The sequence below is a fragment of the Streptomyces sp. NPDC048290 genome (assembly GCF_040652095.1).
Lineage (GTDB): Bacteria > Actinomycetota > Actinomycetes > Streptomycetales > Streptomycetaceae > Streptomyces.
In genome coordinates this window covers 1-12,899 of the sequence record NZ_JBEZLM010000039.1, presented here as the reverse complement: position 1 = coordinate 12,899, position 12,899 = coordinate 1, and the positions used below count along the sequence as shown (strand labels likewise).

The 12,899-nt window shown below is 71.6% G+C and carries 9 protein-coding genes; 3 read left to right on the top strand and 6 right to left on the bottom strand.

Annotated elements, in window-relative coordinates:
* The first annotated feature begins 204 nt into the window (after positions 1 to 204).
* The gene (locus AB0D49_RS39235) at positions 205 to 1,128 is read left to right on the top strand and encodes a LysR family transcriptional regulator (protein WP_362768162.1); all 924 of its coding nucleotides are present in this window, start codon (positions 205 to 207) and stop codon (positions 1,126 to 1,128) included.
* An 8-nt stretch (positions 1,129 to 1,136) separates the two neighbouring features.
* On the opposite strand, the gene AB0D49_RS39230 is transcribed toward AB0D49_RS39235, so the two are convergent.
* Positions 1,137 to 1,940: an AraC family transcriptional regulator gene (locus AB0D49_RS39230; RefSeq protein ID WP_362768159.1), complete on the bottom strand. Its 804-nt coding sequence runs from the start codon at positions 1,938 to 1,940 to the stop codon at positions 1,137 to 1,139.
* A 475-nt stretch (positions 1,941 to 2,415) separates the two neighbouring features.
* On the opposite strand from AB0D49_RS39230, the gene AB0D49_RS39225 reads away from it, so the two are divergent.
* Positions 2,416 to 3,600, top strand: a complete 1,185-nt coding sequence (locus AB0D49_RS39225) for a S1 family peptidase (RefSeq protein ID WP_362768156.1) — start codon at positions 2,416 to 2,418, stop codon at positions 3,598 to 3,600.
* A 207-nt stretch (positions 3,601 to 3,807) separates the two neighbouring features.
* Positions 3,808 to 5,706 (top strand): glycosyltransferase family 2 protein, encoded by a 1,899-nt coding sequence (locus AB0D49_RS39220; RefSeq protein WP_362768153.1) that lies wholly within the window; start codon positions 3,808 to 3,810, stop codon positions 5,704 to 5,706.
* Positions 5,707 to 5,830: 124 nt separating this feature from the next.
* Here the strand turns inward: AB0D49_RS39220 and AB0D49_RS39215 are convergent, their stop codons facing one another.
* The 5 genes from AB0D49_RS39215 to AB0D49_RS39195 form a co-directional block, all read right to left on the bottom strand.
* Positions 5,831 to 7,360 carry an alpha/beta hydrolase gene (locus tag AB0D49_RS39215; RefSeq protein ID WP_362768151.1) on the bottom strand — a complete coding sequence of 510 codons (1,530 nt, stop codon included), beginning with the start codon at positions 7,358 to 7,360 and terminating at the stop codon, positions 5,831 to 5,833.
* A gap of 248 nt (positions 7,361 to 7,608) precedes the next feature.
* Complete coding sequence (locus tag AB0D49_RS39210; protein WP_362768149.1) at positions 7,609 to 8,802, bottom strand: hypothetical protein; 1,194 nt, start codon at positions 8,800 to 8,802, stop codon at positions 7,609 to 7,611.
* Positions 8,803 to 8,916: 114 nt separating this feature from the next.
* Positions 8,917 to 10,584 carry a ricin-type beta-trefoil lectin domain protein gene (locus AB0D49_RS39205; RefSeq protein ID WP_362768146.1) on the bottom strand — a complete coding sequence of 556 codons (1,668 nt, stop codon included), beginning with the start codon at positions 10,582 to 10,584 and terminating at the stop codon, positions 8,917 to 8,919.
* Positions 10,585 to 11,229: 645 nt separating this feature from the next.
* Positions 11,230 to 12,375 (bottom strand): zinc-binding dehydrogenase, encoded by a 1,146-nt coding sequence (locus AB0D49_RS39200; RefSeq protein WP_362768143.1) that lies wholly within the window; start codon positions 12,373 to 12,375, stop codon positions 11,230 to 11,232.
* Positions 12,372 to 12,644, bottom strand: a complete 273-nt coding sequence (locus tag AB0D49_RS39195) for a hypothetical protein (protein ID WP_362768140.1) — start codon at positions 12,642 to 12,644, stop codon at positions 12,372 to 12,374. The genes AB0D49_RS39200 and AB0D49_RS39195 overlap by 4 nt, the downstream gene beginning before the upstream one ends.
* Between the last annotated feature and the right edge of the window lie 255 nt (positions 12,645 to 12,899).

Here is a 12,899-nt window from a genome sequence, read left to right as displayed (position 1 = left end):
CGGGAAGCCGTTCCCCCCTGCCGACAGACCTTCGCACAAGGGAACCCCGGCAACCATGCCGGCGTCGACAGCCCCGACAGATCCGTGCAGCCCCCACCGATCGCGGACCGCAGGGAGGAAGCCGGTCGCGGGGACTGGTGCAAAGCCGTGCGGATCGGCTAAGAATCGACTGATCACCCCCCTCGCACGTCTGGAACGCGGCCTGTGACGCTCGATCTTCACCGTCTGTGGATCTTCCTTCATGTCATCGAGCAACAGGGCTTCTCCGCGGCTGCCCAGAAGCTCTACATGAGTCAGCCCTCCGTCTCGAACCAGGTGCGCAAGCTGGAGGAGTCGCTGCGGGTCACCCTCGTCGACCGGTCCAGCGCCCGTGTCCGGCCGACGGCGGAGGGGGAACTGCTGGCCGAGTACGCGGAGCGGGTCTTCCTGCTGGCGGACGAGGCGGTCGCCGCCGTGCAGCAACTCAGCGGTCTCCAGACCGGCCGGCTGGTGGTGGGCGGCTCGACGACCGTCGGTACCTATCTGCTGCCGGACCTGCTGGCCGAGTACCGCACCCGGCATCCGGGGATCGAGAGCCATGTGGTCGTCGGCAACAACGCGACCGTGACCCAGCAGCTGCTGAGCGGCGAGGTGGGGGTGGCGGTGGTGGCAGGGGTGCCGGACGAACCCCGGCTCGTGAGTGAGCCGGTGCTCCAGGAACGCATGGTGCTGATCGCGCCGCCCGGTCACCGGCTGGACGGGACGGGGCCGGTCGACGGGGAACTGCTGGCGGGTGAGCGGTTCGTGCTGCGCGAGCGCGGCTCCCAGACCCGTGAGGTGCAGGATCGGACGCTCACGCAGTGGGGTGTGGTGGCGCCCGCGCACACCGAGGTGTGGGGTCCCGAGGTGCTCAAGCGGTCGGTGCGGGCCCGGCTCGGCATCGCGTTGATCTCCGAGCACGCGGTGGTGGACGAGCTGCGCGCGGGCACCCTGGTGGTGCTGCCGACGCGGCAGCCGACGGAGGCGCGGGTCGTGTCGCTGGTCCGGCGCCACGACCGCATCCTGTCCCCGGCGGAGAACGCCTTCATGGACCTGGTGCGCGAACAGCCCGAGTGGCCCGAGCTGCCGGGCCCCGCCGAGAGTGCCTGAGAGGGTCGTCATCGGGTCCCGCGCACACCGGCCCGGAACGCGCTCGGGGGCATCCCGGTGCGGCGGGCGAACAGTCTACTGAAGTACGCGGCGTCGGCGTAGCCGACGGCATGGGCCACCTGCCGGACCGGCATGCTGGTGTCGGCGAGCAGCCGCCGGGCGCGGGTGAGCCGCAGCCGGATCACATACTCCGCCGGGGTCACCCCCGCCGCGAACCGGACCCGGCTGCGCAGGGTGTCGGGGGTCAGTCCGAGCCGACGGGCCACCTCGGGCAGCGGCAGGTTCTCGAACGCGGACCGGGCGAGCCCGGCGAGCACCGGGTCGAGTTCGTTCATGTCGGCCAGGGCGACCAGGATGTGATGCATGGTCAGCCCGGCCCGCAGCGAGGCGACCGTGTGGCCCTCCCGGCACTGGGCCACGGCCTCGTCGAACAGCCGGGTGATCGGCAGTGGATCGCTGAGCCGCACCGGCCCCCGCGGCAGCAGGGTGCAACCGGCCAGGACATCGGCGTCGGCCCCGTCGAACAGCACCCACCGCTCACTCCACCCGAGCCGGTCGGGACCGTACGAATGCCATTCCCCTTTCCGCAGCAGAAAGACCGCCGGGCCCTGTACGGCGTGTTCCCGGGCGGCGCTGAGCAGGCCCGCGCCCGTGGTCACCAGGACCAGGGCGTGGCAGCCGAACGCCCGGTCCGCGCAGAGCGGAAAGCGGCGGTTCTGGGCGCCCGCGCCAAGGCAGTGCAGTCCGAGCCCGCGCAGCGCGGCCGGCGGGGTGACATAGCGGGCCACCGCTGATTCCGAAGGCGGATACACCGACGACAAAGAACCTCCCGTGCCTCTGCATCCCGCGTCCGATTCAGCCACCGATCGCGGATACGGGCGAGCATGTACCGGCCTGCGACCAGGGATCAAGAGTTCTCCGCGGACAACTCGAATAAGGCACCGAGAAAAGTCCACCAGATATGGACTTCGCCGGGCCGGCCTCCGCAGATAACAGAAATCGATCCGCATTTTCGAGCGATTCTTTCTGTAAATATCGCGTTAAGCAGGCAGACATAAGACACAAATCAATCAGCCATCACCTGCTTTATCACCCTTTATGCCTGATGGTCGCCGACGCAAAAGGGGCTTGTCTGTTCCGCCATTTCTCGCCCACGATCCGAGGCGCGGACCGCATTCGACGGCCCGTCAGGCGTCCGGCCATCGAGGGAAGTCCGCCCATTGCGCGGGTCGGTATTTCCCACCCCCACCCATCCGCGGCCGACGTCTGTGTACCGGAAGGAATTCCGTGCGCTTTTCACGCAGTGCTGCCATCGCAGCCGCCATCGGAACGGTCCTCACTCTCGGCACCGTCGGCACCACCCACGCCGCCCCCGAACAGCGCTACGACACGGCCATGGTCGACGCCCTGGCCGACACCCTCGACGTCCCCCGGGCGCAGGCCGTCGCCCGTCTCGACCGGGAGGCGGACGCACAGCGCGCCTACGACCGGCTCCGCCGCGCCGGGGTCGACACCGACGGCGCGTTCTTCGACGCGTCCGGCCGGCTCATAGTCAACGCGGGTGACGCCGCGGCCGGACGGAGCCTGAAGGCCGCGGGACTCACCTCACGTACCGCCGAGCACGGTCAGGCGGGACTCGACGCCGTGATGACGAGGCTCGACGCGCTCGCCGCGCGCCGGGCTCCGCAGGGGGTCACCTCGTGGGAGGTCGACCTCGCCCGTGACACCGTCACCGTCAAGGTCTCCGACCCCGACACCCCGTCGGCCCGCGCGTTCCTGCGGGCCGCACGCGCCCACGGCGACGCGGTCCGGGTGGAGCGGGACACCACCGGCGCCCCGGTCACCCAGGCCGTGGTGACCCCCGGCACCCAGATGGCCATGGGCGGCTTCGTCTGCTCCGTGGGCTACGGAGCCGTCGACCCGTCGGGCCGCGAGTTCCTGGTCACCGCCGGGCACTGCATCGAGGGCCTGCCGGTGCTCAGCCACAACGGCTCACGCTTCGCCACCAGCACCAACACCCGCTTCGCGACCGGCCGGAACAGTGTCGACATGGGGATCGCGGCGGTGGACGCCGACGACACCATCGGCACCTCCGTGACCACCCACGGCCGGGCCGGCACGATCGCCGTCCAGGGCAGCACCCGCGCCCCGTCCGGTGCGAGCCTGTGCAAGTCCGGCCGCACCACCCAGTGGACGTGCGGGCAGGTCGGCTCCTACAACGCGACCGTCCGGTACCGCGAGCCGAACTCCACGGTCGTCACCACGGTCACCGGCCTCGCCAGCTCCACCGTCTGCTCGGAGCGCGGTGACAGCGGCGGCGCCTACATCTCCGGCAACCAGGCCCAGGGCCTGACCTCCGGAGGCGCATGGACCAATGACTGCGCGGGGCAGGTCGACACCCACGGCGTCTCGTACTTCCAGCCGCTGGACGACGCCCTGCGGCACTACAGGCTCACCCTCAAGACCGCGTGAGGTGACACACGCCGACAGGTAGGCAGCGCCTGCCGGGCACAGTCACCCACGCGGGCGGCCGGGCGCCGAAGGTGACCCCTTCGGCGCCCGGCTGAACCGCTGGCGGGGAGCCGTGTGCGCGTTCTTCGGGATCTTCCTCCCGGCCGAGGCGAGCGGAATGCGGTACGGGCCAGGGGCCTCGCCGGGCTCGCGGGTAGAGTCCCGTGAATGCCGAACGTCAAGGTCAGCGTGATCGTTCCCGTCTACAACACCGGGAAGTACATCGACGAATGCGCCCCGTCACTGCTCGGGCAGAGCCTGTCCGCGGACGAGTACGAGGTGATCTACGTCGATGACGGTTCGACGGACGACACACTGAGCCGACTGGAGAAGCTCGCCGCCGACCGGCCGAACGTACGGGTCCACACCCAGGCCAACTCCGGGTGGCCCGGCGCCCCGCGCAATCTCGGGATGCGGTATGCCCGGGGCGAGTACCTCCAGTTCGTGGACCATGACGACCTGCTGGGTCCGGAGGCTCTGGAGCGGCTGTACGCGCACGCCAAGCGCACCGACGCCGATGTGGTGCTGGGCAAGATGAGCACCACGATGGCCCGTCCCCGGCGGCTCTTCCGGCACACGGTCGACGCCTGCACGATCGACAACGACGAGCTGATGCAGAGCCTGTCCCCGCACAAGATGTTCCGGCGCGCCTTCGTGGAGCGGCACGGGCTGCGTTTCCCCGAAGGCCCCTGGATACTGGAGGACCTTCTCTTCGTCAGCGCCGCCTATCTCAAGGCCGAGCGGATCGCGGTACTCGCCGACTATCCCTGTTACTACTGGATGAAGCGCGACGACGGTGGCAACAACACCCGGCACCGCTTCAACCCCCGGCACGGCTTCTGGCCCCATCTGCGCACCGTCGTCCAGCAGATCAAGGACGGCACTCCCCCGTCGGACGACATCGACGGCCTCCAGAACCGGCTGCTGCACCGCCTTTACCACGTCGAGATCCTCTCCCGTACCCGCGAGCCCGAGATCCTCCGTGAGGACCCGGCCGAACAGCGCCCCCGCTTCGAGGCGGCCCGCGCCCTGGCCACAACGGAGTTCCCGCCCGCCGTACGGGACGGGCTGCCCGCCGTCTCCCGGCTCCGCGCCGCACTGCTCGAACAGGACGACTTCGACGGCGCGGTCGCCCTCGCCGAGCGGGTCCGCGAGGTCAGGGCACACAGCCGGGTCGGCACCCCGCGCTGGGCGGACGGCCACCTGATCGCGGAGGTCACCCTCAGCCTGCTGCGCGGCGACGGCGAGCCCCTCACCCTGGTGGAACGGGACGGCACCCACCACCTCGACCCCGACCTCCTCACCGGCGTACCCGGCACGGAAGGCGGCTGGGTGGTCCCCGACCCGTTCCGGCACGCCTACGCCGAACTGGTCGTCAAGGACCGGGACCGCGGCGACTGGTGGTACCCGGAGGGCGACCTGGAGATACGTCTTGACCCGCTCGGTGAGGGCCGCTCCCGGCTCATCGCGACCGGTCGGCTCCGCCTCGATCCGGAGCGGCTGGCGGGCGGCGGACCCTTGGCCCGCGGCGTGCATGACGTCTGGGCCTACGTCCAGTTGCTCGGCATCGACCGCATGGTCCGCGTCACCGGCGACCGCGCCCCAGGGACGCCCGCCGCTCCCCCGGCCCTCACCGGTGGCCGCCTCGCCCTGCCCTACTGGACGGGCAGCGGTCAGCTCGCCCTCGACATCGACCAGCGCCAGCGCCGCCTGGGCCCCGACACGGCACAGGCCGCCGTCACTAGCACCGCCCGCGCGGACCGCGCCCTCCCGCTGCCCTTCATCACCGCGACCGGCACCACGCCCGGCATCGCCCGCCTGGAACTGACCGTCGCAGCGCTGCCCGTGACCGCCGAACTGACCCATGACTCAGGCACCGTGAGCCTGCGCCTCCCCAGCCGCCTCGCTCTCCCGTCCGGCCGCCATCCGGTCACTCTCCCCAAGGCCGGGACCCCGCACGCGTACGCCGTCGTACGCGACAGCGAGGTCGTGCGCCTGGAGGGCCCGGCGTACCGGGCGGGGGCGGGACGCCGGGCGTGGGACGCGGTGCGGGGGCGTCTGGGGTGATTGCCGACCAGCCCGCGAGGAGCCACCGGGCCCGTCCGGTCGTACGGGTCACTGCCGCCGTACCCGGCGCGATGTCCGGTACGGCGGCGTCCGTCCCGCCCCTCTCCCGCGCGGCCCTGCCCGGTCAGGCGCACCGCCTCCCGTTCTCAGGGAGGGTGCCCCGCAGCAGGAAGGCGTCCACGGCGGTGTCGACGCAGTCACTGCCGTCGTCGTAGGCGCCGTGGCCGTCGCCGTCGCGGGTGAGGAGCCTGCCGGTGGAGAGCTGCCCGGCGAGGGACTGGGCCCACCTGTAGGGGGTGGCCGGGTCGCGGGTCGTACCGAGGACGAGGATCGGCGCCGCGCCCTTCGCCTCGATGCGGTGCGCGGCGCCGGTCGCCTCGACGGGCCAGTACGCGCAGACCAGTCCGCTCCAGGCGACATCCGCGCCGAACAGCGGATGAGTCGCTTCGAGGGCGGGAAGCGCCTCGGCCACCTCCTCGGGGCTGCGGAACGCGGGCGGACCGTCGAGGCACCGCACCCCGAAGTGGGCGCTCAGCTCCTCGGAGTTCGAGCCGTCGCCGTCCATGTCGACGTACTGGCGGGCCATGGCGAGGAGTGCGGCGCCGTCCCCGGCGAGGGCGCCGGTGAGGGCCGTGCGCAGGGTGGGCCAGGCGGCCTTGCTGTAGAGGGCGGCGCGTACACCGGTGCGTGCGGACGCCTCGCTCAGCACCTCGCCGCCGCCGGCCGGGACGGGCTGTTCGTCGAACGCGTCGAAGAGTCCCTTCATGCGCTGCGCTGCGGCGTCCGCCGAAGCTGTCCCGAGCGGGCAGTCCGGCAGCCGGACGCAGTCCCGCGCGAAGGACCGGAAGGCGGTCTCGTACGCCTCGGCCTGGTCGTCGAGGAGTTCGCGGGGCGAGCGGGACGGGTCCATCGCCGCGTCGAGCACGAGGCGGCCGGTGCGCCGCGGGAACAGCTCCGCGTACGTCGCGCCGAGGAAGGTGCCGTACGACGTGCCGATGAAGGACAGTGTGCGGTCGCCCAGCGCGGAGCGGAAGAGGTCCATGTCCCGGGCGCTGTCCGCCGTCGACATATGGGCCAGGACCGGATCGGTCGACCGGTCGCAGCCCCGCACGGCGCGCTTGAGGGCCTCGGCGTACGCGGTCTGCTCGCCCGTGTCGTCGGGGGTCTCGTCGAACTCGCCCATGTCCTGCACGTCCTTCGCGCAGGCGACGGGCCGGCTGCCGCCGACGCCTCGGGGGTCGATCGCGGCGAGGTCGTAACGGGCGATGATCCGTGCCGGGTACTCCAGGCCGACGGCGTGCAGATAGTCGACCGCCGAAGCGCCGGGGCCGCCGGGGTTGAGCAGCAGCGAGCCGAGGCTGCGGCCCGAGGTGCTGGCCTTCATCCGGGACACGGCGAGGTCGATGCGGGGGCCGTTCGGTTCGGCGTAGTCCAGCGGGGCTTGCAGCGTGGCGCACTCGAAGACGATGTTCTCGCAGGCCCGCCATCTGAGCTTCTGCCCGTGGAACGCCTTCAGTTCGACGGGTACGGCATCGGCTCCGGCGTTCGTGCCGGTCGCCGCGTCTTTCGGATCGTCCGCCTGGCAGCCGGCGAGGGTGAGCCCGGCGAGGGCGATCGTGGTGGCCAAGAAGCGCAGGTGTCGTCGTGTCCGCATGTGTGGGGGAGCCTTTCTCGTACCTGGATACAAGCCCCTGCGGGCACGCGCCGGTTGTGGCACCGAGAGCGGCAGCCGTGCGCCGGAAGGGGAGGAAGGGGGCATGACGAGATGTGTTCGCGGGGCGGTCGAGGCGTCCCGTGAACACGCTGCGTCGGCATTCGGCGGGGCCCGTCGGCGCGGGCCCCGGCACGGCCGTGTCAGGCCCTGGTGTCAGAGGAGACGGGTGCGGCGGTGCCGGGGTTGTTTCACGTGTCGCGTTCGGACCACGACATCAGATGCTGTGCGGCGCGGTGCAGGCGTACGGCCAGTTCGCGGCGGAGCCGGTCGTGACGCTCGGTGCGGGCGCCCGGGGGGATGTTCTGGGCGAGGTCCCGTTCCACGCCGATGACCCGGACGAGGATGCTCTGGAGGAACACGGCGGTGGAGTCGGGGGCGGAGGGGTACGGGTCGTCGGAGGTGTCGTTTCTGCCGGGGCCGGGAGCGGGGCGGGCGGTGGGGCGGGCGGTGGGGCGGGAGGGCGTGGGCCTGGGAGCGCCGGACGGGGCGGGGCTCGGGGGCCGGGTCTCCCTCTCCTCCGGCGCCGTACGCCGCGGACAGGGATTCACTCGCGCCTCCTGATCCTCGGCCCGATCCTCAAAGTCCGCCAAGTCCGCAAAATTTTGCACACCGGGTTGCGGTGGCGTCGATACGACCGACCCGGCACCGCCCCCGACCGCCCCCGCGGCGGGCAGGGCCGGTTTCACCGACTGCGGGCCTTCCGCCGCGATGATCTGACGGGCCGTCGCCTCGAAGTGGGCCCGCTCCAGCCGGCCGCCCTCCGTGTCCAGAACGGCCCTGACCACCTCGGCGATGACGACCGCGGTGAGCCGGACCTCCTCCTGGGCGGCGCTGGCGTAGAGCTGCTGGTACAGGTCGGCCGCGGCGGCGTCCCCGTAGCGGCGGCTCACCGGGATCAGGGCGCGGATGTGGGAGCCGATCGCCGGTCTGCCCAACTGTCCGTTGATCCGGGCGGCGAGGGGCCACTCCTCGATCATCTGATAGGCGCTGCGGGGACTGATCTCCCAGCGTTCCTTGACGTAGTCGTCGAAGCGGGAGTGCGAGTCGCGGTACAGCCTGCGGCTCTGGATGGCGTGGAGCGCCTTGCCCGCGAGCCAGGTGGCGGTGCCCAGGTACTCGACGGCGTCCTCACAGACCTTCAGGTTGTGGATCTCGTCGCGGCTGAGGTCGCCGAGGGCTTCGACGGAGCGCGGCGCCGGGATCATCTCGAAGGCGTCATCGGCGTCATCGGCGTCGTCGGCGACACCGGAGACCTCGGTGACCTCGGTGACCTCGGTGACCTCAGGGGCGTCGGGGACGCCCCGGGTGTCGGAGACGACGGGAGAGTCGGAGATGTCGGCCGGCATGCGGGTGACGGGGCCTGCTTTTTCCTGTGCGCTCATGGCGCGGGAACCTGCCTCGGGTGGATCGGGTGGGTCAGCTCGGTGGGGGCCGCGTCGGGATGTTTCCGCTGACCGCGGCCGTGGGAGAACGAACGAGAACGGGCTTTTCCTTCCTCAGCCGCCGTCCGCTGTGTTGACCGACTCGATCCAGTTGTGGTGGGGCGCGGAATCCAAGGCGCTCAGGACGACCGGTGTGCCGGGCCGATCCCTATCCGGTGCGAGAGCGAGATCCGGGGCCCTCAGGGCTTGTATACGACCCGTGGAATCAACGGAGAATGATAGATTCCGGAGCCCTTGTTCGTTGTGCTCCAGTGCCTCGCAGCTCCAGATACCCACTCCGGATTGGTCCGGTCCACGCGCGTCGAGACAGTAGGCGGGCTGCTCGCCGTTGCGCACCAGACCGGATCGCTCCACTCGCCATAACTGGCTGTCGGCCGATTTCATACAGCGTTCTACGACGACATCCGTTCCATTCGCGAACACCCCGTCCCGGACATCGAGGCAGAGATGCGTATCGGCGTGGACAGCGGCCACGAACTCCTGTCCCTGAAAGGGCCGCGTGACAGCGGATTCGTGCCGTGGCGCGTCCTCGGACGCATTCGCGGAGGGCGGCGGATTTCTCCGGGGCGGCTCGGACGCGGGGACGGACGGAGGCGTCGGCGGGGACGCCGTCACCGTCGCGGGGCCTTCGGTGGGCTCGTGCGGGTACGGCGACCGCGACGGCCGGTCCGGGACCGGGGCGGGCTTCCGGACGGTGGGCGGGGCCTCCGGCATGGCCTGGATCTCCCTGGCGGGGGCGGCGGTTCGCTCCGAGACCAGATGAACCGTGCCGGCGGTCAGCACGACGACGGTGGCGAGGCCGACCAGCAGTCCCCGCCGTTTCAGCAGGGGTTCCAGCCCGCGGCCGACGGCGGGCGCGACCCTTCTCCAGGCCCTGGGGCGGGTGTGCCGCGGCCGGATGAGGACGGTGTCCTCGGTGGACCGGGCCGGGGTCGGAAGGGAGGCGAGATAGGCGTGGCCGAGGTGTCCGAGGAGCGAGCGGGCGAGCAGCAGCCGGGGGTCCTGGCGGAGTCCGACGAGGCCGTCCATCGCCGCGCGGCACCAGGGACAGGCGTCGAGATGGCGGGCGAGACCGGCGTCGGTCCGGCTGTCGCCGTATCTGGTGGCGGCGGTCAGCAGCCGGGCGAAGGACGAGCAGCCCGGCGTGGGGCGCCGGTTGTAGTGCAGGTGGAGGGCGGCCTCGGAGCAGGCGAGGAGGGACTTGGCGACAAGAGGCCGGACCGCCTCCCGCCGGACACCGGACAGCTGCGCGACCCTGGCGTCACCTTCCTGTTCGACCAGGGAGTACCAGAGCAGGGCCTGCCGCCGGGGCGACAGCGCCGCGAAGCCCCGGGCGACGAAGCCGCGCACCAGCGAGTCCCCGGGGGCGGCGGTCTCGGCGCACCCGGCGATGTCATGGACCGCGTCCGGACCCTTGGGCTCCGGTGCCCGCTCCCTCGCCGCCGCTTCGACGAGGGTCAGCAGGTACAGGCGCAGCGGGCGCGACAGCGGCCGTCCCCAGCCGGCGTCGTCGGCGAGCCGGGTGAAGGCCGTGTCGGTGACGCCTTCCGCGTCGTCTCCCGCGCGGCCCAGCACAATGCGGGCGTAGGTGAATGTGCGGGCCCAGTGCAGATGATTCAACTCGGTCCAGGCCGAGAATGCGTGCGGGTCGGTGTCGTGCAATGACTCGTAGAGCTGTTGGTCGGTGAAATCGCGGCGGGGCGAATAGGGGTCAGTCGACATGGCAAGGCCGTCCTGATGTGGGGGAGTTGGTGCGGATAGTATGAAGGGATCTTCACGGCCAGAAAAGATGTACCCGTTGGTAACAGGTGTTTCGCGCCTCACACCCATTTCGCAATCCGATTCCCGGCGGGCGGCGAATGCCGTGGGCTGCCATCCGTGAGACCTTTCTCATTCTCCGCCCCCGGACTGCGCCGTCTTCGCTCTTCGGGCGGCTCCCGATACGCTGCCGCACCTTCGCGATAGCCCTGCTGCCCGGTATTGCGACTTCGCTCGCCCTTTCCGGTCTTCCGATCCCCCGCTACGGTTTACTCCTGGCCTATGGCGCGGGCCCGACCTGACCTATCGCGCGGGCCCGATCTGGCCTATCGCATGGGCCCGACCGTGCTCTTCCGCGCCATGGACCGGGAAACCGATGTGATCTCACGGTCATCGCGGTGCGCCCTGCGGCCGGGACGCTCTCCGAGATCGCCGAAGGGGCCGCCGGGGCACGGAGTCGCCCCGGGGCCGCGCTCCCCCACGTGGCGGGAGTCGCGTGGCGCGGCGGAATCCTGGACGCCGCCGACCAGCCCGACATCCACCTGGCGGCGACGGCCGGGACCCACCACGACGGCGGGACGGGTCCGGGTCCGTACCGGCCGGCCCCGTTCAGACCGGCGGACCGGACGAACCGGCCGACGCCGCCGGGCCGCGCGCCGCGCCCACCCGCTCCCCGAGCCGCCGCATATGGACCGCGGTCCGGGGTGCGAGGCCCCGGCGCACGGCGGCCACGGCCACGTCGAGGGCGGTCAGCGGCAGCGGCTGCGACACCAGCGCGGCGAACAGGTCCCGGGCCGGAGTGCGCGCCAGGAACCCGATCGCCTCGGCCAGATCGGTCGCGGTGTAACTGTGGCAGCCGACGACCTGGGAGAGATTCCGTACGAAGGTGTCGGGCCGGAAGCTGACCCGGCGGCCGAACGACATCGAACCGACGAGCGCGACCCGCCCGGCCGGACCCACGACGTCCAGGGCCGACTGCACGGCCCGGCTGTCACCGGAGAGTTCCAGCACCACGTCGGCCCCGTGCCGGGTGGTGAACCGGGACAGCTCGGACGGCGGGCACACGGCGCTCGCGCCGAAGGCGAGGGCGAGCCGACGCCGCTTCTCATCCTTGTCACAGGCGACGACGTGTTCCGCGCCGCGTTCCCGGGCGTAGGCGACGGCGGTGAGACCGAGCATCCCGCAGCCGATCACGACCACCCGGTCGCCTGGCCCGACCGCGGTCCTGCGCACGGCGCACACCACGGTCGCGGTGGCGCAGTTGGCGGGCGAGACCACCTCGGCGGGCAGTGAGTCGGGGACGGCGACCAGCCCGGTCCCGGGCAGCAGATGGCAGTGCGTGGCGAGCGTGCCGTTGAGCCGCCAGCGGCCGGTGATGGACTCGTGTCCGTACGTCAGGACGCTCTCACACTGCTGCGGCACCCCGCGCACGCAGCCCCGGCAGGTGCCGCAGGAGGTGCCCACGGTCCAGCTCACCCGGGTCCCCGGGGTGACCGGCCGCCCGTCCACCAGGCGTACTGTCCCGCCGGTCTCCTCGACCACGCCCACCGCTTCGTGGCCGAGCACCGCGGGCAGCGGGATGCGGCGGTGGCCCGCGATGATGTGCAGGTCCCTGCCGCAGAGGGTGGCGAGTTCGACCCGGACCAGCACTTCGCCGGGCCCGAGTTCCGGACGGTGCTGGGGACTGAGGTCGAACCCGCTGCCGGGGCCGAACCAGACGGCGGCGAGGGGGGTCTCCCTGTCGGAGTCGGTCATGTCGTCGCCCCGCCGACCGCGCGGACGGCGAGGTGACGGGCCCCGGCACGGACCCCTGGCGGCCTGGGCCCGCGCCTGCCGGTCTCCGTCCAGGTCTCTTCCGGCTGCGAGGGTTGGGGCATGACGTTCCCACCGATCTTGCGTGCGGAGATGAGGGGGCTGACCGCCGCCGGGGCGTCCTGGTCGGGGAGACCGGCGACGGCCCCGTGGCGGGCCGGACAAAGAGCGGTACGGGCCACGAGGGCGACGAGGTACGTCACGGTGGTCACACGTGCTCCTCGCTGCGGTTCCGGTGCCTGGGCAAGGAGACTGCGGTATGGATTCGGCAAAGGGAACCCCCGATTTGGCTATAGGAGCTACTACCGCAACGGTGTTTACGGCGACCACGGGCCAGGTCGGGCGGGGCGGGCGATCATGCGCCTGGTCTCGGCTAGGGGGTGTCTGATGGATCTCCGTGGGAGAAGGAGCGGCGTTCGGTGCGTGCTCTCGGTGTGCCGGGCGGAAGCCCTCGTAGCGGAGCTACC

Bases quoted from the DNA above. Each gene is read 5' to 3' on its own strand.
- AB0D49_RS39215 (WP_362768151.1), bottom strand. From the start codon at position 7,360: ATGCGGACACGACGACACCTGCGCTTCTTGGCCACCACGATCGCCCTC.
- AB0D49_RS39205 (WP_362768146.1), bottom strand. From the start codon at position 10,584: ATGTCGACTGACCCCTATTCGCCCCGCCGCGATTTCACCGACCAACAG.
- AB0D49_RS39200 (WP_362768143.1), bottom strand. From the start codon at position 12,375: ATGACCGACTCCGACAGGGAGACCCCCCTCGCCGCCGTCTGGTTCGGC.
- AB0D49_RS39220 (WP_362768153.1), top strand. From the start codon at position 3,808: ATGCCGAACGTCAAGGTCAGCGTGATCGTTCCCGTCTACAACACCGGG.
- AB0D49_RS39210 (WP_362768149.1), bottom strand. From the start codon at position 8,802: ATGAGCGCACAGGAAAAAGCAGGCCCCGTCACCCGCATGCCGGCCGAC.